Annotated in this window: 24 protein-coding genes; 14 read left to right on the plus strand and 10 right to left on the minus strand. The window is 69.9% G+C overall.

Annotated elements, in window-relative coordinates; all coding sequences use genetic code 11:
* Nucleotides 1–2 precede the first annotated feature (2 nt).
* Complete coding sequence (locus ACZK5N_RS02105; protein WP_459019831.1) at nucleotides 3–494, plus strand: beta-class carbonic anhydrase; 492 nt, start codon at nucleotides 3–5, stop codon at nucleotides 492–494.
* Between the two features lie 6 nt (nucleotides 495–500).
* Here ACZK5N_RS02105 and ACZK5N_RS02110 read toward each other — a convergent pair whose 3' ends face one another.
* Nucleotides 501–1,190, minus strand: coding sequence for a FadR/GntR family transcriptional regulator (locus tag ACZK5N_RS02110; RefSeq protein WP_459019832.1), 690 nt, complete (start codon nucleotides 1,188–1,190; stop codon nucleotides 501–503).
* 105 nt (nucleotides 1,191–1,295) lie between these two features.
* Between ACZK5N_RS02110 and ACZK5N_RS02115 the strand changes: the two genes are divergently transcribed.
* From ACZK5N_RS02115 to ACZK5N_RS02130, 4 genes are read left to right on the plus strand one after another with little or no spacing between them, the layout of a single operon-like run.
* Nucleotides 1,296–2,990 carry an L-lactate permease gene (locus ACZK5N_RS02115; RefSeq protein WP_459019833.1) on the plus strand — a complete coding sequence of 565 codons (1,695 nt, stop codon included), beginning with the start codon at nucleotides 1,296–1,298 and terminating at the stop codon, nucleotides 2,988–2,990.
* A gap of 14 nt (nucleotides 2,991–3,004) precedes the next feature.
* On the plus strand, nucleotides 3,005–3,757 hold the full coding sequence (locus ACZK5N_RS02120; RefSeq protein WP_459019834.1) for a (Fe-S)-binding protein: 753 nt from the start codon (nucleotides 3,005–3,007) through the stop codon (nucleotides 3,755–3,757).
* Nucleotides 3,754–5,226, plus strand: coding sequence for a LutB/LldF family L-lactate oxidation iron-sulfur protein (locus tag ACZK5N_RS02125; protein ID WP_459019835.1), 1,473 nt, complete (start codon nucleotides 3,754–3,756; stop codon nucleotides 5,224–5,226). Before ACZK5N_RS02120 ends, ACZK5N_RS02125 begins: the two co-directional genes overlap by 4 nt.
* Nucleotides 5,223–5,873, plus strand: coding sequence for a LutC/YkgG family protein (locus tag ACZK5N_RS02130; RefSeq protein ID WP_459019836.1), 651 nt, complete (start codon nucleotides 5,223–5,225; stop codon nucleotides 5,871–5,873). Before ACZK5N_RS02125 ends, ACZK5N_RS02130 begins: the two co-directional genes overlap by 4 nt.
* Before the next feature lie 30 nt (nucleotides 5,874–5,903).
* Here the strand turns inward: ACZK5N_RS02130 and ACZK5N_RS02135 are convergent, their stop codons facing one another.
* Entirely contained in the window at nucleotides 5,904–7,982 is a 2,079-nt protein-coding gene (locus tag ACZK5N_RS02135; RefSeq protein WP_459019837.1) for a DNA gyrase/topoisomerase IV subunit B, read from the minus strand.
* A gap of 85 nt (nucleotides 7,983–8,067) precedes the next feature.
* On the opposite strand from ACZK5N_RS02135, the gene ACZK5N_RS02140 reads away from it, so the two are divergent.
* A complete protein-coding gene (locus ACZK5N_RS02140; protein ID WP_459019838.1) occupies nucleotides 8,068–8,268 on the plus strand; it encodes a DUF7455 domain-containing protein in 201 nt (66 codons plus the stop codon).
* On the opposite strand, the gene nudC is transcribed toward ACZK5N_RS02140, so the two are convergent.
* The 3 genes from nudC to ACZK5N_RS02155 are packed head-to-tail and all read right to left on the minus strand — an operon-like array spanning nucleotide 8,255 to nucleotide 15,353.
* Nucleotides 8,255–9,085, minus strand: coding sequence for an NAD(+) diphosphatase (gene nudC / locus ACZK5N_RS02145; RefSeq protein WP_463624601.1), 831 nt, complete (start codon nucleotides 9,083–9,085; stop codon nucleotides 8,255–8,257). The two genes, ACZK5N_RS02140 and nudC, sit on opposite strands and share 14 nt — an antisense overlap.
* Entirely contained in the window at nucleotides 9,082–12,261 is a 3,180-nt protein-coding gene (locus tag ACZK5N_RS02150; RefSeq protein ID WP_463624602.1) for an ATP-dependent DNA helicase, read from the minus strand. The genes nudC and ACZK5N_RS02150 overlap by 4 nt, the downstream gene beginning before the upstream one ends.
* Nucleotides 12,258–15,353: an ATP-dependent helicase gene (locus ACZK5N_RS02155; RefSeq protein ID WP_463624603.1), complete on the minus strand. Its 3,096-nt coding sequence runs from the start codon at nucleotides 15,351–15,353 to the stop codon at nucleotides 12,258–12,260. Before ACZK5N_RS02155 ends, ACZK5N_RS02150 begins: the two co-directional genes overlap by 4 nt.
* Before the next feature lie 74 nt (nucleotides 15,354–15,427).
* Here ACZK5N_RS02155 and ligD point away from each other — a divergent pair, with 74 nt between their 5' ends.
* The 4 genes from ligD to ACZK5N_RS02175 all read left to right on the plus strand — a co-directional run bounded on the left by ligD (nucleotide 15,428) and on the right by ACZK5N_RS02175 (nucleotide 18,951).
* A complete protein-coding gene (gene ligD, locus ACZK5N_RS02160) occupies nucleotides 15,428–16,369 on the plus strand; it encodes a non-homologous end-joining DNA ligase (protein WP_463624604.1) in 942 nt (313 codons plus the stop codon).
* Nucleotides 16,370–16,403: 34 nt separating this feature from the next.
* Nucleotides 16,404–17,177 (plus strand): PP2C family protein-serine/threonine phosphatase, encoded by a 774-nt coding sequence (locus ACZK5N_RS02165; protein WP_463624605.1) that lies wholly within the window; start codon nucleotides 16,404–16,406, stop codon nucleotides 17,175–17,177.
* A gap of 27 nt (nucleotides 17,178–17,204) precedes the next feature.
* Nucleotides 17,205–17,429, plus strand: a complete 225-nt coding sequence (locus tag ACZK5N_RS02170) for a DUF3107 domain-containing protein (protein ID WP_459019844.1) — start codon at nucleotides 17,205–17,207, stop codon at nucleotides 17,427–17,429.
* Nucleotides 17,430–17,520: 91 nt separating this feature from the next.
* Complete coding sequence (locus ACZK5N_RS02175; RefSeq protein ID WP_459020389.1) at nucleotides 17,521–18,951, plus strand: DEAD/DEAH box helicase; 1,431 nt, start codon at nucleotides 17,521–17,523, stop codon at nucleotides 18,949–18,951.
* A gap of 8 nt (nucleotides 18,952–18,959) precedes the next feature.
* On the opposite strand, the gene trpS is transcribed toward ACZK5N_RS02175, so the two are convergent.
* Nucleotides 18,960–20,054, minus strand: a complete 1,095-nt coding sequence (gene trpS, locus ACZK5N_RS02180) for a tryptophan--tRNA ligase (RefSeq protein WP_459019845.1) — start codon at nucleotides 20,052–20,054, stop codon at nucleotides 18,960–18,962.
* Nucleotides 20,055–20,108: 54 nt separating this feature from the next.
* Nucleotides 20,109–20,960 (minus strand): PHP domain-containing protein, encoded by an 852-nt coding sequence (locus tag ACZK5N_RS02185; protein ID WP_459019846.1) that lies wholly within the window; start codon nucleotides 20,958–20,960, stop codon nucleotides 20,109–20,111.
* 42 nt (nucleotides 20,961–21,002) lie between these two features.
* Here ACZK5N_RS02185 and ACZK5N_RS02190 point away from each other — a divergent pair, with 42 nt between their 5' ends.
* The gene (locus ACZK5N_RS02190; protein ID WP_459019847.1) at nucleotides 21,003–21,473 is read left to right on the plus strand and encodes a DUF2505 domain-containing protein; all 471 of its coding nucleotides are present in this window, start codon (nucleotides 21,003–21,005) and stop codon (nucleotides 21,471–21,473) included.
* 7 nt (nucleotides 21,474–21,480) lie between these two features.
* Here the strand turns inward: ACZK5N_RS02190 and ku are convergent, their stop codons facing one another.
* Together ku and ACZK5N_RS02200 are read right to left on the minus strand one after the other, a co-directional pair.
* Nucleotides 21,481–22,278: a non-homologous end joining protein Ku gene (gene ku, locus ACZK5N_RS02195; protein WP_459019848.1), complete on the minus strand. Its 798-nt coding sequence runs from the start codon at nucleotides 22,276–22,278 to the stop codon at nucleotides 21,481–21,483.
* A gap of 14 nt (nucleotides 22,279–22,292) precedes the next feature.
* A complete protein-coding gene (locus ACZK5N_RS02200; protein ID WP_459019849.1) occupies nucleotides 22,293–22,763 on the minus strand; it encodes a DUF6912 family protein in 471 nt (156 codons plus the stop codon).
* 52 nt (nucleotides 22,764–22,815) lie between these two features.
* Here ACZK5N_RS02200 and ACZK5N_RS02205 point away from each other — a divergent pair, with 52 nt between their 5' ends.
* From ACZK5N_RS02205 to ACZK5N_RS02215, 3 genes are all read left to right on the plus strand, one after another.
* Complete coding sequence (locus ACZK5N_RS02205) at nucleotides 22,816–23,148, plus strand: cupredoxin domain-containing protein (RefSeq protein ID WP_459019850.1); 333 nt, start codon at nucleotides 22,816–22,818, stop codon at nucleotides 23,146–23,148.
* Nucleotides 23,145–24,404: a hypothetical protein gene (locus ACZK5N_RS02210; RefSeq protein ID WP_459019851.1), complete on the plus strand. Its 1,260-nt coding sequence runs from the start codon at nucleotides 23,145–23,147 to the stop codon at nucleotides 24,402–24,404. Before ACZK5N_RS02205 ends, ACZK5N_RS02210 begins: the two co-directional genes overlap by 4 nt.
* 104 nt (nucleotides 24,405–24,508) lie before the next feature.
* The gene (locus ACZK5N_RS02215; protein ID WP_459019852.1) at nucleotides 24,509–24,907 is read left to right on the plus strand and encodes an Rv3235 family protein; all 399 of its coding nucleotides are present in this window, start codon (nucleotides 24,509–24,511) and stop codon (nucleotides 24,905–24,907) included.
* Between the two features lie 21 nt (nucleotides 24,908–24,928).
* On the opposite strand, the gene ACZK5N_RS02220 is transcribed toward ACZK5N_RS02215, so the two are convergent.
* On the minus strand, nucleotides 24,929–25,033 hold the full coding sequence (locus tag ACZK5N_RS02220) for an SEC-C metal-binding domain-containing protein (RefSeq protein WP_459020390.1): 105 nt from the start codon (nucleotides 25,031–25,033) through the stop codon (nucleotides 24,929–24,931).
* Nucleotides 25,034–25,058 lie beyond the last annotated feature (25 nt).

Raw genomic sequence — 25,058 nt, forward strand, 5'->3', positions numbered from 1 at the left:
GCATGAGTTTCGAGGACCTGTTGGCCAACAACGCTGCCTACGCGGCTGATTTCACCGACGGGGGCTTCGACGGCATCGCCCGGGCCGGCATCGCGATGGTCACGTGCATGGATTCGAGGATCGAGCCGCTGGGCATGCTGGGTCTGCGTATCGGGGACGCGAAGATCCTCCGCTCGCCCGGGGGTCGGGTCTCCACCTCCGTCCTCACCGGCTGCGTCCTGAGCGTGCAGCTCCTGCACGTCACCCGGATCATGATCGTGCCCCACACGCGCTGCGCCATGGCCTCGGGCACGGATGACGACATCCGCCGGGTGATCGCCGCGAAGACGGGCTCGGACACGTCCTGGATCTCGTTCGGAGCCAGCCCGGACCAGCAGGCGCGCCTGCGAGCAGACGTCGACATGGTGACCAACCATCCCCTCATCAAGGGCCATGCCGAGGTGGGCGGTTTCATGTACGACGTGGACACCGGGCTGCTGACCCAGCTGATCTGAGCCGGGTCAGGCCTGGGGCAGAAGCACCATGTGCGCCCCACGGATGTGCGCCTCGCAGAGGTCTGCCGCCTGCGCGCCGTCCCGCAGGCGCAGCGCCCGGTGGATGCCGAGGTGCTCGGCGACGAGGCGCCGTCGGAGCGTCTCCCAGTCGGTGAGCCGCTTCTCCGCGTCGAGGATGGGGCTTGCCACGGCCTCCCGGATGGCGATCGTCATGTCGCGGATCAGCCGGTTGGACCCCAATCCAGCTATGGCGACGTGGAACGCGGTGTCCAACTCGTTGAACAACGCCGTGTCAGACACGTCAGCCATACCGTCAGCCATGAGGCCCAACTCCACGAGCGCCGGATCGTCGGCGTGCGTCGCGGCAGCCTCCGCGGCCGCGCGCTCCAGCACGACCCGCGTCTCGGTCAGTTCCTCGAAGGACACCGCGTCGAGAGCCACGTGCAGCTTGAGGATCCGCCCGAGCGCGACCCCCTGGCTGGCCACCACCCTGGTGCCGCGTCCCGGACCGGTCTGCGACGTCACCACGCCTTGAGCCTGCAGCACCTTGATGGCCTCGCGGACCGCGCTCCGGCTCGTGCCGAGCTGCGCGGCGAGTTCGCGTTCGTTGGGGAGGCGGGCGTCCGGGAGCACCCGGCCGGAGAGGATCTCACCGGTCAGGAAGTCCAGAACCGATTCGAATCCTCCTGTGGTCATGGGCCCATTGTGGCGCATGCCACGCGGGGTTGACATCGGACCCGCCGCTGCATATGGTCGGACCAGACATTAAGGTCTGACCAAATTGAACGACGGAGTTCACCGATGCTCTTGGAGACATTCCAACCCGACACCAACCCCCTGGGTACGCAGTGGCTCTCCGCCCTGATCGCGGCGGTCCCGATAGCGGCCATGTTGCTGACGCTCGGCGTGCTGCGTTGGAAGGCGCACCACGCCGGCCCGGCCTCGTGGGCGACGGCCCTGGTGGTGGCCGTCACGGCCTTCGGCATGCCCGTCACCACTGCGCTGGCCACCAGCGCCCACGGCTTCGTCTACGGCATCTTTCCGATCGTCTGGATCCTGCTGACCGCCATCTGGATGTACGAGGTCACGGTGGCCTCAGGCCGCTTCGACGATCTCCGCCGCACGTTCTTCCTCATCAGCGACGATCCGCGTGTCCTGGGCCTCCTCATCGCGTTCTGCTTCGGCGGACTCCTCGAGGCCCTCGCCGGCTTCGGCGCGCCCGTGGCGATCACGGCCGCCATGCTCGTGGCCATCGGGTTCTCCCCCCTGCGCTCGGCCATGGTGGCGCTGCTGGCCAACACGGTTCCTGTCGCCTTCGGCGCCGTCGGCCTCCCCGTCCTCATGGCCGCCAAGACCGGTGGCTTCGACGACGTGCTGGCCATCTCGCCGATCACGGGCAGGATCACCGCGGTCCTGTGCCTGGTCGTGCCCTTCCTGCTCCTCACGGTCATGGACGGCAAGCGTGGGCTCAAGGAGGTCTGGCCCTTCGGCCTCGTCGTCGGCGCCAGCTTCGGCGTGACCAAGTGGATCGTCTCCGCCACCCCGCTCTACAACCTCACCGAGGTCTTCGCAGCCGTCGTCAGCGTCGGCGTGGCCATCGCCTTCCTCAAGGTCTGGCACCCCACCGGTGGCGGGGCCGCGACCGGCCGGATCGGCATTCCGATCGATCCGTCCATCGAAGGGCAGGACCGGCACGTCATGGTCTCCGATGCCGGAGCCGCCCAGCTCACCGTCCGCCAGATCCTCATGGCCCTGGTGCCCTACATCCTGGTCATCGCCGTGTTCGGCATCGCGGCCCTGCCCGCGGTCAAGACGGCTCTGGTCAGCACCGATGTGAAGTTCGGGTGGCCGGGCCTGTCCGAGATGCTCAACGTGGCCGGCGATCCGGCATCACACCAGACCTTCACGCTGGCCTGGGCCTCAACCCCCGGCATCCTGCTGGCGTTCGTGGCCATCGCCACCGGCCTGATCTACCGCATGTCCCTGTCCCGGATCTTCACCGTGCTGTGGGCCACCGTCAAGAAGCTCCGGTTCGCCATGCTGACCATCGGCTCCGTCGTCGCGCTCGCCTACGTGATGGGTGACTCCGGGCAGACGCTCGCGCTGGGCCTGTTCTTCGCCGGAGCCGGCGCCCTCTACCCGTTCGTCGCCCCGGTCCTCGGATACATCGGTGTCTACGTCACCGGCTCAGACACCTCCGCAAACATCCTGTTCTCCGGTCTCCAGTCCGGTGTCGGCGCGGAGATCGGCCCGGGCAGCCACCTCGGCACCGAAGGCATGCGCGCACTGCTCGTCGGCTCCAGCGCCGCAGGCGGTGTCGTCGGCAAGATGATCTCCCCGCAGTCGCTGACCGTGGCCGCCACCGCCATCGGCATCGCTGGGGCCGAGTCGGTGATCCTTCGACGCATCATCATCTGGAGCGTCATCCTGCTCGTCCTCCTGTGCCTGATCTCAGGCCTGATGTCCACGCCAGTCCTCAGCTGGCTGCTCCCCTGATCGAAAGGCCAACGATGACCACAGCACCCCACGTCGCGCTCTTCGCGACCTGCATCACCGACACCATGAAACCCTCCATCCCGATCGCCACAGTCAAGCTCCTCGAGCGCCTCGGCTGCCGGGTCTCCTATCCCGAGAAGCAGACCTGCTGCGGCCAGATCATGACCAACACGGGCTACTGGAAGGAGGCGCTGCCGACGGTGCGCAACTACGCGTCGTCCTTCGGTGGCTACGACTACATCGTCGCCCCGTCGGGCTCCTGCGTCGGCTCGGTGCGGGAACAGCACGCCATGCTGGCCCGCCACGCGGGCGACTCGGGTCTGGAGGCCGAGGCGACGGCCGTGGCCTCGCGCACCTACGAGCTCACCGAGTTCATCGTCGACGTCCTCGGCATCACCGACGTGGGCGCCTACTTCCCGCACCGCGTCACCTACCACCCCACCTGCCACTCCATGCGCATCGCCAAGGTCGGCGACCGGCCGCTTCGGCTGCTGAAGGCGGTGCGCGGCATGGACCTGGTCGATCTGCCATACGCGGACCAGTGCTGCGGATTCGGCGGCACCTTCTCGGTGAAGAACCCGGCAGTCTCGGTGGCGATGGCCTCCGACAAGGCCCGACATGTCCGTTCGACGGACGCGGAATACCTCGTGGCCGGCGATCACGCCTGCCTGATGAACATCGGCGGTGTGCTGCATCGCCAGCGTGCCGGCATCAAGACCATCCACCTGGCCGAGATCCTGGCCAATACCGAGGAGGCACAGCGATGAACACCCGTCGCACACCGGAGCCCGGTTCATGGTTGGGCATCCCCCCGTTCCCGGAGGCGTCGAAGGGAGCACTGGAGAACGCGGAGCAGCGAAAGAACCTGCGCCACGCCACCGGCACCATCCGCGGCAAGCGCGTCGTCCGCGCGGCCGAGGTCGACAACTGGGAGGAACTCCGCACCGCGGGGGCGCAGATCAAGGACCGCGTGGCCCGCCACCTGGAGCAGTACCTCATCCAGGCCGAGGAGACCATGACCGCTGCCGGGATCACCGTGCACTGGGCGCGCGACGCCGCGGACGCGAACCGCATCGTCTCGGACATCGCCAAGGCCAAGGGTGTGGACGAGGTCGTCAAGATCAAGTCCATGGTCACGCAGGAGATCGATCTCAACGAACACCTCGAGTCCGAGGGCATCGCCGCGTGGGAGACAGATCTGGCGGAGCTCATCGTGCAGCTCGGCCATGACCTGCCCAGCCACATCCTGGTGCCGGCCATCCACCGCAACAGGTCAGAGGTGCGGGAGATCTTCACCGAGGAGATGGGCCGCTACGGCGTTCCGGCGCCCGAGGGGATCTCCGACGACCCCACCGAGTTGACCAACGCCGCCCGGGCCCATCTGCGGGAGAAGTTCCTCCGCGCGAAGATGGGGGTCTCAGGTGGCAACTTCATCGTGGCCGAGACCGGCACGCTGGTGATCGTCGAGTCGGAGGGCAACGGTCGCATGTGCCTGACGCTGCCCGAGACGTTCGTCTCCATCGTCGGCATCGAGAAGATCCTGCCCACGGTGGAGGACCTCGAGGTGTTCCTCAAGCTCCTCCCCCGCTCCTCCACCGGTGAGCGGATGAACCCGTACACCTCGTTCTGGACCGGAGTCACGCCCGGGGACGGCCCGCAGGACCTGCACGTGGTGCTCCTCGACAACGGCCGGACCAACGTCCTGGCGGACCCGGAAGGACGGGCGGCGCTGCGCTGCATTCGGTGTTCCGCGTGCCTCAACATCTGCCCCGTGTACGAGCGGGTCGGTGGCCACGCCTACGGTTCCCCGTACCCGGGCCCGATCGGTGCGATCCTCGGCCCACAGCTGCGCGGGATGGACAATCCCAACGACAGGGCCCTCCCGTTCGCGTCGACGCTCTGCGGCGCCTGCAACGACGTGTGTCCGGTGCGCATCCCGTTCACCGACATCCTCGTGCACCTGCGCCACAAGGTGGTCGACTACAAGACCTCGAAGCACCCGACGGGTGAGCAGGCGATCATGAAGGGGGCCGGATGGGTCATGGCAGACGGGTCGCACCTGGAAGCGGTGCAGAGGGGAAGCCGCCTCGCCGGGCGGATGTTCACAGGCAAGTGGCTGGGCCCGATGCCCATCCCGATCGCATCACGCTGGCTCGAAGCCCGAGACACGGAGGCACCACCCACCCAGACCTTCCGCCAGTGGTGGAAGAAGAACCACGAAGGAGGCGCGAAGTGAGCGCGCGTGATGAGGTGCTCCGCCGCGTGCGGGCGGCAACGCAGGACGTCACCGAGAAACGTCCCGAGGTCGACGTGCCCGTCGACTGGACCTATGGGCGTCCCCTTGCCACCGTCGACGTCCTCGCGGACTTCGTCGAGAAGGTCGAGGACTACAAGGCCACGGTGACCCGGTGCGGCGAGCTTCAGGTGGGCCGGTCGCTCGTCACCGCGCTCCAGGACCTCGGCGCCACCAGCGTCGTCGTGCCGGACGGCTTCCCGGGTGAGTGGACCGGCGCCCTGCGTGCGGCGGGGCTGATCCTCTACTCCGACGAGCCCGCCCTGTCCTACGCGCAGCTCAACACCATCGACGCGATGGTGTCCACCTGCGCCGTCGCCATGGCGGACTCCGGCACGATCGCTCTCGACCATTCGGAGGGGCAGGGCCGCCGTGCCCTGTCCCTGCTCCCCGACCGCCACATCTGCGTGGTCCGCTCGGATCAGGTGGTCAGCGACGTCCCCGAGGGCATCGCCCGGCTCGCCCCGGCGCTGCGGGCCCGCCGGCCCGTGACCTGGCTCAGCGGCGGCTCCGCCACCAGCGACATCGAACTCAGCCGCGTCGAAGGCGTGCACGGACCCCGGCACCTCTCGGTGGTCCTGGTCGACTGATCCGTGCCACACCGGTGGAGGCCGGCCGCATCAGGCGTCGATGCGGTCGGCCTCCAGCGCGTAGGCGCCCTCGATGATGAACTCCTTGCGCGGCGCAACGTCGTTGCCCATGAGCATCTCGAACACCCGTTCCGCGTCCCCCGCGTCATCGACGGTGAGCCGGCGGAGTGTCCGGTGCCTGGGACTCATGGTGGTGTCGGCCAGCTGATCGGCGTCCATCTCGCCCAGGCCCTTGTAGCGCTGAGGCTCCTTGTACGCCTGCCCGCGCTTGGCCAGTTCCGCCGCCTTGCGCTGATACTCGGCGTCCGAGTAGGTGTAGATGTACTTCTCGAACCCACGCTTGGGGTTGATCAACTCGAAGCGATGCAGGGGCGGCACCGCCGAGTACACCCTGCCGGCCTCGACGAGCGGGCGCATGTAGCGGAAGAACAGCGTGGCCAGGAGACAGCGGATGTGGGCGCCGTCGGAATCCGCGTCCGCCATGAAGATGATCTTGCCGTAGCGGGCGGAATCCACATCGAACGTGCGGCCCGAGCCGGCGCCGACGACCTGGATGATGGAGGCGCACTCGGCGTTCTTCAGCATGTCGCCCACGGATGCCTTCTGCACGTTGAGGATCTTGCCGCGGATCGGGAGCAGCGCCTGAAACTCCGAGTTGCGTGCCACGTTGGCCGTCCCGAGCGCGGAGTCACCCTCCACGATGAACAGTTCCGTGGCGTCGACGTCGTTGGAGCGGCAGTCCTTGAGCTTCGGCGGGAGGGTGGAGGACTCCAGGGCGTTCTTGCGGCGCTGGTTCTCCTTGTGTGCCCTCGCCTGGACCCTGGTGCGTGAGGCGCCCACCACCTTCTCCATCAGAAGCCTGGCCACAGGACGGACCGAGGCCTTGGAGCTGGTGAGGAAGTCGCTCATCTCGCGCTCGACGATGCCGGTGACGAGCTTCAGCACCGGCGGGGTGCCCAGCACCTCCTTCGTCTGGCCCTCGAACTGGGGCTCGGCCAGGCGCACCGTGACCACGGCCGTCAGTCCCTCCATGCAGTCGTCCTTGATGACCTCCTCGCCCGCCTTGAGGAGCCGGGTGCCGTCCAGGGACTTGACGAAGGCGCGGGTCAGGCCACGCTCGAAGCCCGCCACATGCGTGCCGCCTTTCGGCGTGGCGATGATGTTGACAAACGACTTGACCAGCGAGTCGTAGCCTGTCCCCCATCGGACGGCGACGTCCACCTCCAGGTCCCGCTCCACGTCGGTAGGCGTCATGGCGCCGGACTCGTCGAGCATGGGCACCGTCTCGACGAACGAGTCGTGTCCCTGCAGCCGCAGGACCTCGGTGAGGGGCGCGTCGGGGGCGAGGAAGTCCGCGAACTCCGTGATGCCGCCCAGGTGCTCGAAGGACAGCTGCTGCGGCTCACCGGAGCGGCGATCGTCCACCTCGATCCGGAGGCCGGGCACGAGGAAGGAGGTCTGCCGTGCACGGTCGTGGAGGTGGCTGAGCGACAGCTCGGCGTCAGCGAGGAAGATCTGCCTGTCAGGCCAGTACCGCACCCGGGTGCCCGTGGTGGATTTGGTGACTCGACCCACCTTTCGCAGGCCACCCTGCGGTGTGAACGGCGCGGTAGGGCCTTCGCCGTCGAACACACCGGGTACCCCTCGCCGGAAGCTCATGGCCCAGATGGCGCCGTTCCTGTCCACCTCCACGTCGAGCCGGGAGCTGAGCGCGTTGACGACCGAGGCCCCGACGCCGTGCAGCCCGCCGGTCGCGTTGTAGGACGAGTTTCCGAACTTTCCTCCGGCGTGCAGCTTGGTGAAGACCACCTCCACGCCGGAAAGTCCGGTGCGGGGCTCGGTGTCGACGGGGATGCCGCGCGCGCGGTCCGTCACCGCCACGGAGCCATCCTCCCCGAGGGTGACCTCGATCACCTCGCCGAAGCCGGACAGCGCCTCATCGACCGAGTTGTCGATGATCTCCCACAGACAGTGCATGAGGCCGCGGGTGTCCGTGGACCCGATGTACATCGCGGGCCGTTTGCGCACCGCTTCGAGCCCTTCGAGGACCAGGAGGTTCTTCGCCTCATAGTCTCTGGAGTGTGGCTGCTTGCTCTTCGGGGTCTGCACCGGCCCAGATTACCTGGGCCTCCCGGGAACAATGTGGAGGCCCGCTACGTTGATTACCGAGAAGAAGAAAGGTGGGGAGCCCACAATGACTGAATTGGCCATGGACCCGACGCTCACCGCGATCGATCGCTGCGATCGCTGTGGCGCGCAAGCCTACCTCCGCGTCTTCCTGCGTTCAGGCGGCGAACTGCTGTTCTGCGCACACCACGCGGCCCGGCACCGGGAGAAGCTGACCGAAGTGGCCAGCCGCATCCAGGACGAGACCAACAGGCTCAGCGCGCGCTGAGCCACCGCTCGATCAGGTGACGCGCGATCGAGGCCGGACCCGGCAGCGTCACCTCTCCCGACGACACGGCGGCGGCGAGATCTCCACGGGTGAAATATGCACCTTCGGCGATCTCGTCGCCGTCGACGTTAACCCGGGCGTCCCGGGCGCGCGCCGTGAAGCCCAGCATCAGTGAGCGGGGCAGTGGCCAGGGCTGGCTGGAGACGTACTCCACCCGCTCCAGCCGGACCCCGACCTCCTCCGCCGCCTCGCGGTGGCAGGCCTGCTCCGCGGACTCCCCCGCTTCGATGAACCCGGCGACGATGGACACCCTCCCGGGTTGCCATTGCCGCTGACGCGCCAGCAGGAGCCGATCCGCCGGATCCGTGATGGCCACGATCACGCAGGGATCGATGCGTGCGAAGGCAAGCGTGCCGCACTGCACGCACACCCGGCGGGCGCCCCCCTGGTCCGGCAGGGTAGCGGATCCGCAGCGTTCGCACACCGGATCCTGGAGATGCCAGCGGCTCAACGCGACGGCGGCGGCCAGCGGGTCGTAGTCCGCCGGGTCCACGTCGCGCCAGCCGAGTGTCTCACCACCGAGCCTCTCTACGGGGCGCGCGAACCACGACCTGCCGTCGAACCGCCCCAGGTAGATGTCGTGGGGCGCCCGCTGTCCGGGACGGGGCATCGGCAGTGGCCGGCCACCCGCGGAGGCGACGTTGCCGGCGGCGTCGACCACCAACACGACGGCTCCTGACCATGCCGCGTCCAGTTCACCGGTCAGCCGCGCCGCCGCACCCCGGTCCAGGCCGGACGGCCCGCTCCAGTGGGTCATCGTGGTTCCTTCCCCGCATCCAGCGCGGCATCGATCAGGGCCACTGGGGCGTCGACGACTCGCAACTGGTCTGCCAGCACATGATAGAACGCGGCCCCCACACGCGACGGATCGATCCTCCGGGCCTCGGCCCAGGCCTGCCGGTAGACGGCGAGCTGGAGCGGATCCGCGTGTCTCTGCGAGGTCTTCCAGTCCACGACGAGGTACTCCACCCCGTCCCGGGGCCACTGGTACACGGCGTCGATCCGTCCCCGGAGGACGTGGCGGCCGCGGGCCATCACGAAGGGCACCTCCACCCCCAGAGGCACGAGGTGAGCGAACTGCCCGGCCTCGAAAGCCTCGATCAGCCGGGACACCGCGCCAGGTTCCGCCGCGGCCGCGGCGTCCACCTCGTCCAACGTCGCAGGCAACTCGAACCGGCGCTGCAGCCATGTGTGGAAGGCGTCGCCCACCCTGGCCGCCCTCGAGGGAGGCCGCGGCATGCGCCGGGCGAGGGAGCCCGCGAATCCGGAGGGGTCCGTGCGTAGCGCCATGAGGGCGGTGGTCGAGAGGCCCTCGGGGACTTCAACGTCGTAGTCTCCACGCCGCTGGAGGAGGGCGGTGAGGTGCCGCGCCGTGTCATCCCACGCGGCGACGCGGGCCTCGTCCTCCGCCGACAACGTGCCCGACTCCCAGACCCAGGACAACCGCGTGGCCGGGTCCGCGCCGATGCCGGCCGCCCGCCCCACCAGCGACGCCGCCGCCCGCCGCTGGGCCACCACCTCCGCGTTCATCGACGCGGGCCAGGACGCGCGCAGCGGCTCGGCCGGCACCGGGTTGGTATCGGTGCCCCGCCGTGCCTCGTCGAGATAGCAGCCTGCCGACGCGGCCTCCTCGCGCAGCACGGTGAAGTACGGCGACTCCAGTCTCGGGCGGATGTTGCCGGGCGTCCACACGTGACTCGAAGCCACCAGCAGGTGCTTGGCGCGGGTGGCGGCAACGTAGGCGAGCCGGTCCTCGGAGAGCCGGTGGTCCACCTTGGTGGCCTCCCGGTACGCGGCCAGGCCGTCCTTGGTGTAGTGCTGCAGTTGCGGGACACCGGCAGCGTCGCCGCGCAGTGTGGCCGGGAGGGTTTCGGCGCGGCTGGGCCAGATGCCGGAGCGGGGCTCGGACGGGAAGACCTTGTCCACCAGGCCCGGCAGGAACACCGTGTCCCACTCCAGACCCTTGGCCCGATGAACCGTCAGCAGCTTGACCGAGTCCGCCTCGGTGGGCACCGCCTGCTGGAGGCCCTCGCCGAAGTCCTCCTCCGCATCGAGATAGGCCAAAAGGCCGGTGAGCGTGCCGTCGCCGTCCACATCCGTGTAACCGGACACCTCAGCGACGAACCGCGCGATCTGGCCGGTGTCCGCCCCCGCGGCCAGCAGCTCCGCTTCCAGTCCGAGTGTGGAGACCACTCGCGTGACAAGTTCCGCCACGGGATCCGACGCGTGCCGGCGCAGCCCGGTGATCTCCCTGTGGAAGAGTGCCAGCCTGCGCCGGGCGGCGGCGCTGAACGGAAGGTCCTCCCCCGGGTCCGCGACCGCGTCAAGGAGGCACACCACCTCTCCCGGGTCCGCCTGCGTCACGGCGTGCACGAGGGCGTCGTCGAGGACCTCAGGCGCCCGCGACGACGCTCCCAGCTGCCTGGCCCGCTCCCCCAGCAGCTCCAGGTCCGCCAGCCCGAGCTGCCACCTGGGCCCAGCCAGCAGGGTGGCCACGTCGGGATTGGCGGTGACGTCGTCGATGACGCGCAGCGTCGACACGACGGGGGCCACCTCCGGCAGGCCCAGCAGTCCGCCGAGGCCGACGATCTCCACGGGCACGTCCCGCTCCCGCAGCGCCTCGAAGAGCGGAGCGAGGAGCGCGTTGCGCCGAACGAGGATGGCCTGCTCTGCCCACCCGGTGCCCGTCTCGTGCCTCGCCACCACGGACTCCGCGATCCAGTCCACCTCATCCCGGAAGGTGTCGAAGGTGGCGGCGGCCACCATCCCTCGGGGTGCGCCCTCCGCAGCCACCAGGGACACCCCGTCCTCCCCGGGGGCGGCGGCCAGACCCCGGGCAAGGGCGTTGCCGACGTCGAGAATCCGCTGGCCGCTGCGCCGATTGATGCTGAGCGTGTGCCGCGTAGCGGGGGTGCCATCGGTACGACGGAACTGGTGGGGGAACTCCAGGATGTTGCCCGAGGCCGCCCCACGCCAGCCGTAGATGGCCTGGTAAGGGTCCCCTACCGCCGTCACAGGGAAGCCCATGGCGTCTGAGTAAGGGCTGCCGGTGAACAACTCGCGGAGCAGGCGCGCCTGGGCCGCCGACGTGTCCTGGTACTCGTCGAGGAGGACGACGCGGAATCTCGCCCGGAGCTCCTCCCCGACGGCCGGGACCTGGGTGACCAGACGCACCGCCTCGCGCAGCTGGTCCGCGAATTCCACCACCCCCAACGCCCGCTTGAGCTCCTGATAGCGCTCCACCAGCTGCAACAGTTCGCGTCTCTCCGCCGTGGCGTCCAAAGCCCTGGCGACGTCGCGCATGGTTGCCCCCCGGTAGAGCGGGGCCTGGGCGAACTTCTGCTCCGTGCGGTCGCACTCCTTCTCGACTGCCACCGCGCTCACCAGGTGTGACTGCAACTCCGCGTCCAACGCCAGGACCCGTTCCGGGATGGTGTGGTGACTCAAGCGGCTGATGCTGTGGAAGGGACCGGGCGCGTTGGCCACCACCCGCGTGGCGAGCCGGAACCGGCTGGCGCCGGTGACCATCACGGGATCCCTGTCGATCCCGATCCGGATGCCGAACTCGCTGACGAGGCGGGCGGCGAACGAGTCGTAGGTCATCACCAGCTCGGCGCCCTCTCCCTCCTGACCGGTGAGCACGCCCGCCCGGTCCAGCGCCGACGCGACCCGCGAGGCCAACTCGGCCGCGGCTTTGCGGGTGAAGGTCAGCCCGAGAACCTCCTCCGGGCGCACCTGCCCCGTGCCGACCAGCCACACCACGCGGGCAGCCATCACGGTGGTCTTCCCACTGCCCGCCCCCGCGATGATCACCGCCGGCTCAAGGGGGGCGGTGATGGCGTCCAGCTGCTCCCGCGAGAACGGGATCCGCAGGGCGTCGATCAGCTGCTCGGGGGAGGTGATCCGCGCTGTCCGGATGGGGTGGACGCTCATCTCTGGGCCCCCGTCCTGGGGCCCCGGGCGGGACACGACGCGGTGAAGGCGCAGTACCTGCACGCTCCGCACTCGACCGCGTCGAACCGGCCGCCGTCGATGATGGCCACCCCTTCGGCGATCTTGTCGTGGACCCACGTGGGGCCGACGGTGAGTTCGGCCTTCGGGAGAGCCGGCGACTCGTCGATCGAGGGTTGCGCCACCAGGGTGGGCAGGGCGTCACCGTCCCGGAGGAAGAGCAGGGCGGGGGCGGCGACAGCCCGCTCACCCGCGGCGATGTCGTCGAACGCCCCCAGCGTGGCAGCCAGTTGGTAGATCCCGAGCTGCGCGTGATCCACGACATCCGCCTCCCGCAGCACGCGCCGGCCCGTCTTCATGTCCACGATCCGCAGGCGCCCGTCAGGCTGACGCTCCAGCCTGTCCACCGTGCCGTCCAGGAGCACCTCCCGCCCTGCCACAGTGAGCGGGACGCGGAATCTCCGTTCCACGGCCAGCAGCTCGTTGGGGTTGTGGTCGTGATAGCGCGCGAACCTGTCGAGTGCCTCGTCGATCTCGGAGCGCTCCGTGGCCGAGAGCCATTCCGTCTCGAACGGGATGCGCTCCCACACCTCGTCGAGTTTGGCGTGCAGCTCATCCGCGGTGAGGTGGTCCGTGGCGGCGTGCTTGGCCAGGAGGTGGACAACGTCGCCGACGGAGGCCTTCGAGACGCGTCCGGTGTCCGCCCTGGCCCTCCTCCCGAGGAACCAGCGACGGGGACATTCCAGTAACACCTCGAGCGACGAGCCTGTGATCACCACGGGTCCCCCCGGAACGGCTGGTGCCGACGTGGGCTCCGCGATGCCCCACCAGGTGCCCGGGTGTGCACCTGGGAACGCCGAGGTGCCGTCCGCGGCAGCCACGGAGGCGAGGTCCGCGAGGCGTAGGGCGGCCGCTCGCCGCAGGCCAGGCGAGGCGGCCTCGTCGACGACCGCGCGCCGAAGGTCACCCACGAGGGCGGCCGTGGACAGCAGCATGCCCGGGCGGCCGTGGATTCGCTCCACGGGCACCCCGATCTCCGCGATGAACCGCGACGGGTGCCCGCCTTCCCCGTCGACACCCTGCACCGCGCTGATCGACAGGCCCGTCCGGGCGCGGCTGCACGCCACATAGAAGAGCTGGCGCTCGTCAGCCAGCTGGGACGACGGCCCCCTGGGCTCCAGCCGCTCGGGACCCAGACGCGAGGCGTCCAGCAGCATCCCCGCCCGGGTCATGCGGGGCCACAGCCCCTCCTGCACACCGATCACCCACACCCGCTCCCATTCCAGGCCGCGGGTCCGGTGCGCGGTGACGACGCGGACGCCCCGGCGGGACACGGCCAGTTCCCGCCCGGTGTCCGCCGGAATCTCCTGACCGGAGATCTCGTTGAGGAACGTCCTGGCGCCCGGGGCGCCGCGCAGCTCCGGCTGCCGCGACGCCTGGTCGAACAGTTCGACGATGGCGTCGAGATCCGCGTTGGCCCGACGGGACCCGCGCAGGGCCCGGTCCCGGAGGGTGGAGGGCCATGGGGTGGCGTCCCAGAGGCCCCACAGGACCTGCTGCACCTCCGCCTCCTCGGCCAGAGCGCGGCGCGCCTCAGCGAGGAGGGCGGCAAGCGCGCGGGCCGAGGAGGCCTCCTCGGTGTCCACGCCCTCCAGCAGCGACGGCTCGGTGAGGCAGCGACCCAGGAGAACGGAGGAGGACCCGAGGGAGCGGTGCCGCTCCAGAAGTTCCCGGCCAAGCCTGCGTTGGGACACCCCGTCGAGGCCGCACAGCGGGGAGGACAGGAGGAGGCGAGCTTCGTCAGCCTCCGGCCCGTCACCCCGGGCCGCGACCGACACCGCCAACAGCAGCGTCGCGACCGCGGGTTGCTCCGCGAGCGCAATCTCGTCTCCCGAAACGTCGACCGGGACCCCGAGGCGCATGAGCTCGGCCGCGACAGCGCTGAGCTGGGCGCGGCCCGCGCGCGTGATCACCGCGAGGTCCGCCCAGGCGAGTCCCTCCACCGCGACCGAGTGGCGCAGGTCTGCCGCGACACTCGCCAGCTCGGCCGACGTGTCGTCGAACACCCTCGCGCGCACCTCTCCGGCCAGCAGGCTCGCCAGTGGCGACGGAGGGGCATACCGCGCGTCCATCCTCGAGCTGAGCGTCCGAAGGGCCTCCGCCACCCGCTGAGAGGCCCGGTGCCCCGTGCCGAGCGTGTGCAGTGTCGCGCCGGGCAGCGCAGCGAGATCCGCGACCGCCGTGGGGCTGGCCCCGCGGTACCCGCCGATCCGTTGGTGCGGATCTCCCACCGCCATGAGCGGCAGCCCGATCCGCGACAGGTCCGCCAGCAGCCCCACCTGCGCGGGATCCGCCTCCTGCGCGTCGTCGACGAGCACCTCGTCGAATGCGGCCGCCACCCCCGCCGCGACGCTCGGCTCCCTGAGCAGCAGGCGCGTCCGGTACACCAGCTCGGCGTAGTCCAGCGTGCCGGAGAAGTCCCCCACCGTCAGGTACTCCTCGACGAAGCGGGCCGCGGACGCGAACAACTCGTCCTCCGCCTGCGCGGCGTAGCGAGCGATGGTCTCCGGATCCAGTGAGAGCTGGCGCGCGCGGGCCAGCACCTCGCGCAGTTGCCGGGCGAACGCGCGCGTCCCGACGGCCGCCGTCACGTCCTCCGGCCAGGCCCGTGGAGGCATGCCGGCCAGCAGCTCGCGGATGCGCTGCTCCTGCTCCGGTGCCCGAAGGAGGCGCCAGGGGCTGTCCTCGTGCGGCCAGTAGCGCCGCAGCAGGCCCAGCGCCAGCCCATGGATGGTGGTGACCTGCGGCGACGTCTGGGCGCGGTCCACCTGCCGGGCGATCTGTCTGCGGAGCTGCTGGGCGGCGGAGCGTGAGTGCGCCAGAACGATGAGCCTGTCCAAGCTGCCGCCGGCCCGGACCCGCCGCGCCGCGGCGGCCGCGACCAGTGTGGTCTTGCCGGTGCCGGGAGCTCCCACGACCACCGACACGCCCCTGAAGGGCGCAGCCGCGGCGTCCTGCTCCGGCGTCAGGGCAGGAGGCCCCACATGGGGTGGAGGCAGGACCCGGAAGCGCATGCCCCCTATGCAACCAGCAACCACGGACAATTTCACCCTGGGCGTGGCAAGCTGGGCGGGGTGTGGGAGACAGCATGAGCGAGCGCATCGCCACGGAGATCGACGGCCTGCCCCTCTCCCTGAGCAACCTCGACAAGCCGCTGTTCCCCACCGGATTCACCAAGGGCGAGCTGATCGCGTACTACGTCGAGATCGCCGACGTGATGCTCCCCCACCTCAGCGACCGCGCGATCACCAGGGTGCGGTTCCCCAACGGCACCGCCGGCGAGTCGTTCTACGAGAAGAACCTGCCCCCCGGTGCCCCGGACTGGGTGCGGACGGTTGACGTGTCCACCTCCGCCGGGACCGTCAGCTACGTCACCGCCGGCCGCCGGGCGGACCTGGCATGGCTGGCCAACCTGGCCGCCGTCGAGCTGCACACCCCGCAGTGGCGTCTCCGGGACGCCACCGGCTCACCCGAGGGACTCATCCTCACGGGGGTCGACGAGCCGAGGGCGAGCACCCTCGTCGTCGACCTCGACCCGGGGCCGGGCATCACGCCCGCCGACTCCGCCAAGGGCGCCATCCTCGCCGCGACCCTGCTCGCCCAGATGGGTCTCGAGGCATTTCCCAAGACCTCCGGCAACAAGGGGCTCCAGCTGAGCGTTCCCATCCGGCCCACCCCCGCCTCCGCGGTGCACGCCTTCGCGACGGCGCTGGCCCAGCATCTGGCGCAGCGCTACCCCACGCAGTTCGTCGCCACGATGAGCAAGCAGGCCAGGGCCAACCTCATCTTCGTCGACTACGGGCAGAACCTGGCCGCCCGCAACACCGTGACGGCCTACTCGGTGAGGGGGGTGGAGACGCCCTCGGTGGCCACACCCCTCACGTGGGAGGAGGTGGCCGCGCTCACCCCCGACGGCCCGCTGCGGATCAGCCCCGCGCGGGTGCTGGAGCGGGTGGCCACCCACGGCGACCTCTGGGCCCGGACCCTCCCCACCGCGGACTCACCCGCCCTCCCACCCGCCGAGTTCTGACAGGATGAAACCAGCAGGGCCGGACGGAGGACGCATGGATGCACACCCGCAGCACTCGGCACGGGCCCACTACGTGCGCGAGCCGGCCCACTGGGTGGGCGGGGCCAGCGACACGGGCAGGCGGCACGCCACCAACCAGGACGCCATGGCGATGGCCGTCCGCCCTGAGCCGCCGCCCTCGGCCGTCCTGGCCGTGGCCGACGGGGTGAGCACTGCCCGCGGGTCGGAGCGCGCCTCGCTCGTGGCCGTGGACACCGTCGTGGCGGCACTCATCGATCCGCCCGGGGCAGCCGTTGAGGAGGCCTTCGCCCGCGCCAACCGCGCCATCCTGGAGGGCCGGGAGGACCCGTCGGCCTGCACGCTCATCACCGCGACCATCGAGTCCGGGCTCGTCACGGTCGCCAACGTGGGTGACTCCCGCGCCTACTGGCTCGGAGACGACGGCGAGGCGCGGCTGCTGTCCACCGACGACTCCATGGCACAGGCGCGCATGCTGCTGGGCATGACACGCGACGAGGCCGAACGGTCCCGCCAGGCGCACGCGCTCACGAAGTGGCTGGGGCGGCAGTCCACGGACGTCACGCCGTCGGTCACCTCCCACCGCCCCGCCGGAGCCGGGTGGTTGCTGCTGTGCACCGACGGGCTGTGGAACTACGCCAGCGCCCCTGAGGTACTGCACGGCGTCGTCGCCGCCCTCTCCCCCACCTGCGCCGGACCCGGCGCCCTGGCCGAGGCGCTGACGGTATGGGCCAACGAGCAGGGCGGCAAGGACAACGTGACGGTCATCGTCGCCCGCCTGCACGGCTGACTTGGCGGATCTGGCTAGAGTGGCGGCATGGAAGTCAAGATCGGCATCACCGACGTCCCCCGCGAGGTCACCATCGAAGCCACCGCCTCCGCCGAGGAGCTCGCCGAGCAACTCCGCGATGCCGTGGCCAACTCGTCGCTGCTGGAGCTGACGGACGAGAAGGGTCGCCGCGTGCTGATCCCCGGGGCCCGCATCGCGTACCTGGACCTCGGCTCACCCAGCTCCCGAACGGTGGGCTTCGGCGCGGTATAGCGGCCTACGTTAGACTGAGGGCCTGCGGGCAGCAACGCACCGCCTCCGGCGCGCCAACCGCGCCGTGAGTTCTTCCAGATTGGTTTGAGCCCTGAGCGACAACGAGACCCCGATCGACGAGACCTTCGCCGACCTCGGCATCCACGAATCCATCACCTCGGCGCTGGCGGAGGTCGGCATCGTCCATCCTTTCGCCATCCAGACGTTGGCGATCCCCCTCGCCATCAGCGGGGTGGACCTCATCGGTCAGGCCCGCACCGGCACGGGCAAGACCCTGGCGTTCGGCGTCAGCCTCCTGCACCGCATGGTCACCATGTCCGGCGGAGAGAAGCCCACGCACGGCAAGCCGCGGTCCCTGATCGTGTGCCCCACGCGTGAGCTCGCCCTCCAGGTGGGCCGAGACCTCGATGTCGCCGGCAGGCACCTCAAGATGCGGGTGCTCACCATCTACGGCGGCACCGGCTACGACGAGCAGCTGCGCGCCCTCGAGTCCGGCATCGACATCGCGGTGGGCACACCCGGCCGTCTCCTGGACCTCGCGGACCGCGGAGCCCTGGACCTGTCGCAGATCCAGGTTCTGGTCCTCGACGAGGCCGACGAGATGCTGGACCTCGGGTTCCTCCCGGACATCGAACGCCTCCAGCGCAAGACGCCCAAGGACCGCCAGACCATGCTGTTCTCGGCCACGATGCCGGCGCCCATCCTGACGCTGGCGCGGGCCACGCTGAACCGGCCCGTCAACATCCGCGCCGAGGGCCATGACGCGAAGATGACCGTTCCGGACATCGACCAGTTCGTCTACCAGGCCCATGACCTGGACAAGCCCGAGATGGTGGGGCGGCTCCTGCAGGGCAACCAGACCACGAAGGTCATGATCTTCTGCCGGACGAAGCGCGCAGCGCAGCGGCTCACCGACGAGCTGGTGGACCGCGGCTTCGCCGCCGCCGCCATCCACGGGGACCTCAACCAGGAGGCACGCGAACGCTCCCTGAAGAAGTTCCGGGCGGACACCATCACGGTGCTCGTGGCCACCGATGTCGCCGCCCGCGGCATCGACATCATCGGCGTCAGCCACGTGATCAACTACGAGTGCCCGGACACCGACGCCACCTACGTGCACCGGATCGGCCGCACCGGCCGCGCCGGCAATTCAGGGGTCGCGGTGACGCTGGTGGACTGGGCGGACCTGCACCGCTGGAAGCTGATCAACGAGTCGCTCAACCTCGAGCTGGCCGTGCCGCCCGAGACGTATTCGTCGTCACCGCACTTCTACACAGATCTCGACATCCCCGAGGGCACCAAGGGGCGGGTGCCCGGCACCATCGCGGCGCGCGAGAAGGCCGTCGAGGCCAGGCATTCCCCCACCGAGGCCCGCAAGCACCGCTCGCGGCGGTCCACAGAGCCCGCCGGCGATCACCCCGCGCAGGACAAGCACGCCGACGCCGAGCGCAAGCCCCGCCGTCGCCGCCGTCGCACCCGCGGCGGGGTGGACGTGGCCCCGGAGGCACCGACGGCGGACTGAGCCGTGGCTCAGTAGACCATCTGCATGGCCTCCCGGACCTCGTCGAGCGTCCGGTCGGCCACCTCGGTGGCCCGCCGGTTGCCCGACGCGAGCACCTGTGCCAGGTAGCCGGGGTCCGCGGCGAGCTCGGCGCGGCGCGCGCGGATGGGAGCGAAGTAGTCGTTGACCGCCGCGGTGACCAGCTTCTTCAGCCCGCCACCGCCACCGTCGCCGATCTCCGCGGCCACCTCCGCCGGATCCCTGTCGAGGCACAACGCCGCGAGGTTCACCAGGTTGGACACCTCCGGCCTGGTGGCCGGGTCGTAGGTGATGTGGCGGTCCGAGTCCGTCACGGCCCTCTTGAGGAGCCTGGCCGTCTCGTCTGCCGTCATACCCAGCTCGATGGTGTTGCCCTTGGACTTCGACATCTTCGTGCCGTCCAGCCCCAGGACGATGCCGGACCGGCTGAGCAGGGCCTCCGGCGCGGGGAACACGGCACGGCTCTCGTCCACACGGCCGTAGCGCTCGTCGAATCGACGGGCGATGACGCGCGCCTGCTCCAGGTGCGGCAGTTGGTCCTTCCCCACCGGCACGAGGTTGGCCTTGCAGAACAGGATGTCCGCGGCCTGGTGCACGGGGTAGGTGAGCAGCAGGCCGGACATGGGCCGGTCCCCCGTGTCGTCGAGTTCCGTCTTCACGGTGGGGTTGCGGCGCAGCTCGGCGTCCGTGACCACCGAGAGGAAGGGCAGCATCAGCTGGTTGAGGGCAGGGATCTGCGAATGCGTGAAGATCGTCACCTGCTCAGGGTCCAGCCCCACTGCCAGGTAGTCCGTGAGGAGGGAATAGACGCGTTCCCGGAGCGGACCCACCCCGTCGCGGTCCGTGACCACCTGGTAGTCGGCGATGACCACGAACGTCTCCACGCCGAGGGAGGCGAGCCGCACGCGGTTCTGCAGGGAGCCGAAGTAGTGGCCGATGTGCAGGTTTCCGGTGGGGCGGTCCCCGGTGAGGATCCTGAATCGCGACGGGTCCAGGGCGATCTGCCGCTCGATCTCGAGGCTGCGCTCGGTGGAACGGGCGAGCGAGGCCTCCGGGTCGAACGTGTCCTCGGGGGTAACTGACATGGATGTGCCTGCCTGTACGGGTGCGACGGGGTGCGGGGCCCCAGCCTAGCGGCCCTAGACGACGCCGCCGCGACGGCGGATCCGGGCGACGAGGTCCCGGTAGGCCGACGGCCGGGTCAGGTTGGCGCCCAGTGGATTGCGCTTCTTCCCCAGGCCGTGATAATCGCTGGATCCGGTGCGCACCAGGCCCAGCCGCGCGCCCATCTCGAACAGCAGCGAACGGGTCTCATCGTCGTGATCGGGATGGTCCACCTCGATTCCCTCAAGCCCGTGGCCCTGCACCAGCGACTCCAGGTAGGGGGCGGGCAGTACCCGCTGGCCGCCGCGGCCCCACGGGTGCGCGATGACGGCGACGCCCTTAGCGGCGTGCACCAGGCCGATCGCACGCTCCAGTTCGCACGCATACCGATGGACGTAGCAGGGGCCGTCCTCACCGATCCACCGTGCGAACGCCTCGTCGCGATCCGCGACGTAACCCTTGGCCACCAGCGCGTCCGCCACGTGCGGCCTGCCAATGGCGGGCGCGCCGTTCGCAGCCGTCATGACCTCGTCCATCGTGACATCGAGTCCGGCCGCCGTGAGCTTGGCCACCATCGCCGGCAGCCGGTCCGTCCGGCCGAACCGGATGCGGGCCAGCTCTGCGTTGAGCTCCCGGTCGAACGGGTCACAGCCGTAGCCGAGCAGGTGGACCGAGGCGCCGTCGTGCTCGGCCGACATCTCGATGCCGCCCAGGACCTTCACACCGATTCTCTTGCCGGCCTCCTGACCCTCGGCCACGCCGCCGAAGGTGTCGTGATCGGTGAGCCCGATCACGTCGAGCCCGGCATCGTGGGCCTTCATCACCAGGCTGGTCGGGGTGTCCGTCCCGTCGCTGACCCGGGAATGGGTGTGCAGGTCGATCTTCATGGGCCAATCCTAGGGTTCGTCCGTCCGGCTACGCTGACAGGCATGGATTTGGATTACACCCACCAGTACGCCGCCGCTCCGGATGCGGTCGTCGCGCTGATGCGCAATGAGGAGTTCATCGCCGACGTGGCCCGGCACGCCGGGGCCCTCGAGCACCGCGTTACGATCGCCGACGACGCCACCCGCCTCGAGATGAAGCTGCCGGTGCCGGCGAATCTGGCGAAGTTCGTGGGTGAGGCCGTGACTCTCGCGCAGGTGTTCCGCTTCCAGCCGCCGTCGGCGGACGGGTCGATCCGCGGCACCGTCGAGGTCGATGTGCCCGGGATGCCGATCGACGTCAATGCCCAGACCGCCCTGACGCCCCAGGGCCAGGGAACGCAGGGCCGCTACAGCGGGGACCTGAAGGTGAGAATTCCGCTGGTGGGCAAGAAGGTGGAGTCCATGATCGAGCCGTTCATCCGCGAAGCCTTCGCCGGGTTGGAGCGCCGGGCGGCAGCCTGGCTCAGCAGCTGACCCGCGGTCAGCTGGCGGCCGCCTCGCGGCGCTTCTTCGCGGCGTCGACGGAGGCCTTGAGCGCGGCCATGAGGTCCACCACGTCGCCGACAGGCTGGGACGTCTCCGACGCCGCCGGCGCGGGAGCCCCAGCAAGCTTGGCCTCCACCACCTCGAGGAGGGCCTCGCGGTAGGAGTCCTGGTAGGCGGCGGGATCGAACTCCCCCTCCAACTGCGCGATGAGCAGCTTCGCCATCTCCATCTCCGCATCCGAGATCCTGACCTCGGTCGAGGGAGCCGCGAACTCCCCGTCGCGGAGTTCGTCTGGCCAGTACATCGTGTGCATGAGCAGGAGATCGTCCTTGGGGCGGATCAGCGCCAGCGACTCGCGGCTGCGCAGGGCCACCTTGACCACCGCCACCTTGTCCTCCTTGGCCAGCGCCTCGCGCAGGAGCACGTAGGGCTTCTGGCCCGCGGCCTCGGGCTCCAGGAAGTAGGTGCGCTGGAAGAAGGTGGGATCCACCTCGTGGCCGTCGACGAACTGGACCACGTCCACGGTCTTGAGGGTGCTCAGCGGCAGGTTGTCGAAGTCCTCGTCGGTCAGGATGGCGACGCGGCCGTCTGCGGACTCGTAGCCCTTCGCGATGTCGGCATAGGCCACCACCTCGCCGCACTTCTCGCAGATGCGTTGTTGCCGCACGCGGCCGCCGTCGCTGGCGTGGACCTGCCTGAAGGACACGTCACGGTCCTCCGTGGCGCCGTAGAGCTTGACGGGAATCGACACCAGGCCGAAGGACACAGCGCCCTTCCAGATGGAACGTGGCATGTCAGGACCCTCCCTTACTCTCCGCGCCGGTATTCGACGACGTCGTTCCACAGCAGCTCGTGCTCCTGTAACAGCTGCTGGACCTGGGGCAGATCCCAGGCCTGATCGATGGTGAGGCCCCGGGCGATGGCGGCCGCGTCCGCCACATCCACGCCAGGCTCCTCGCAGAACCAGGCGGTCATGGCCGACGGCGGGCACCCGGTGAGCGTGACCCTGCCGTTGGCCGGGTCATCCGACGCGGCGATCAGCGCCGGGTCGACCTCCGCCACAACGACGAGCCTGGTTCCGTACTCGCTCAGGCCTGCGATCGACGCGAGCACCAGGGCGGCGTACTCCGCGTCCTCGGCCTCCGCCTCGGTGTACTCGAGTTCCTCGAGCAGCTCCGGCGTCACGGTGTAGGCGGGCCGGTCCGCGACAACCGGATCGCCCGCCAGGATGCCCAACTCTTCGGCGGCGATGGGGATGAACACGAGGTGGCGTCTCACCCGACCAGACTAGATGCACCGAGGCAGGAATCGGAGTAGGTTCGACGACGACATGTTGCGCACGATCAGGTCCCTTGCCGCCGCCACCGCCGTCGTCCTGCTCGTGGCGTGCGGCACCCCGACGGCCGCCCCCCAGACCATCGAGCTGGTGGTCACCGATCCGCCGGCGGACACGCGGCGGGTCGAGGTGCAGCTGGGCGCGGAAGTGACCCTTCGGATCACCACCCCGACGGCGGACCGGGCGCACGTGCACGGCTATGAGATCGAGCGGGACCTCGCGGCAGGGGAACCCACCGACATCGTCTTCGAGGCGGCGATGGCTGGGACCTATGAGGTGGAGTCCCACGTCACAGACGTCATCTGGCTGGACCTGGTCATCCGGTGACGCCGCTGCACGGCATCGCCTCCCGGGGCGACCTGCCGCTCCCGTTCGGGTTCGTGCTCGCCGGCGGGGGGGCCGTGCTGGTGGTCACCTTCTGGGTCGCGCTGTTCGCCTGGAGGACGCCGCGCCTCCGGGACCAGCACGGCGTGGAGTTGCCGCGCCTGACCGCCGTCGTGGACTCCCCCTGGTTCTCCCGACCGCTCCGGATCCTCGTAGGGTCCGGGTGGCTGGTGGCCGGTCTGGCGCTGACGTTCGGGGTGGATCGGATCGACAATCCCGCCTTCGGCTTCGTCTACGTGCTGCTCTGGGTGGGCCTCGTGCCGATGTCGTTACTGTTCGGCGCCGTCTACCGGCGGACCAACCCGCTTCGGCTGCTGCTCCGCTTCACGGGGGCCGCCGCCCCGGCTGGTAACGCCGCGGCGTCGAGACTGCCCGCCGCGGCCGCACTGCTGGCCTTCCTCTACCTGGAGTTGGTTCAGCCCGAAGGCGCGACGCTTCCGGTGCTTCGGGGTTTCGCCGCCGCCTGGGTGGCGTGGGTGGTCGGGGGCGTCCTGTTCCAGGGCCAGCGCTGGATCGCGCAGGCGGATCCGTTCGAGGCGTACGCGACGATCGTGGCGCGGCTGTCGCCGTGGAGTCGCACCAGCCGTGGCGTGTTGCTGCTGGTCGACCCACTCCGGAACCTCGGGTCCTGGCGGGCACCGCAGCACCTGGCCGCCCTGGCGAGCGTGCTGCTGGGCGGCACGCTCTTCGACGCCCTGTCGAACACCGCCTGGTGGGTGCGCGCCACCCAGGGGCTAGAGGGGTGGGCCTGGCCGATCGGCACGCTGGGCCTGCTCACGAGCGTCGGGGTGATCTACGCGCTGTTCTGGATCGGCACCCGCCCTTACCGCGGGATACAGATGGATTCCCTGGCCCCGGGCCTGATCCCCCTCGTCGTGGCCTACGCTCTGGCGCACTACGGCACCATGCTGTACCTGGAGGGTCAGCGCACTCTCATCCGGTTCAGCGACCCGCTGGGGGCAGGCTGGGACCTGTTCGGGATGGCCGAGGCGGCCCCCGTCACCACGCTGTTCGCGTACCCCACCCTCATCGCCGTCCTGCAGGTGCTGCTCATCGTCGGCGGCCACGTGGCGGGGGTGCTGGTCACCCACGACATCGCGCTGCGCACCCACCCCGGCCGGGTGGCGGTGCATCTGCCGTTGCTGAGCATCATGGTGGTGTTCACCGTCGGCGGACTCCTGCTGATGTTCGGTGGCTGAGTTGTTGTCCTGAGCCGCCCAGGTGTTGTCCGAACGCTCCGATGTGTTGTCGGTGGGACTCGCCGGCGCTGCCGTCGCGGCCGGGCGACCCTAGCGTCGAGGCCATGAGCCTCCAACTACCTGTCACGCATCTCGCCAGTGTCCGCCCCAGGCATCCTGCGCCGGATCCGGTGCCCTCACAGGCCATGAACCTCATCCGGGCGGTTCTCGAGGCCGTGATGGGCAGGCGGCCGCTGCACCAGCTGCGTCCACATCTGGCGCCGGCGGCGTTTGAGAACCTGGTCCACTACGTCGACAGCGGCCGTTTCCGCCGGGTCAGGGTCGGCAGGGTCCGGTCTCAGATGCCCACTGAGAGATCAGTGGAGGCAACGGTTCGGGTGTGCTCCGGCGGCCGCTCGGTCAGTTGCATCCTGCGCCTCGATGCCGGCCCCACGACATGGCGGTGCTCGGAGTTGGTGATCCTCACTCCTGTGGGTGTGCAGTCCGCCGCATGGGCCGCCTGAGGCCGACGGACTCGGCGGGGTCTAGACCGCAGCGGCCCCCGGACGGCCGTGGCAGACCTTGTACTTGCGCCCCGATCCGCACGGGCAGGGCTGGTTGCGGCCCACCTTCTCCGCGGCCCGTGCCATCGGCGCGTTCGTCTGGATCACCTCA

The organism is Tessaracoccus pujii (assembly GCF_055326215.1).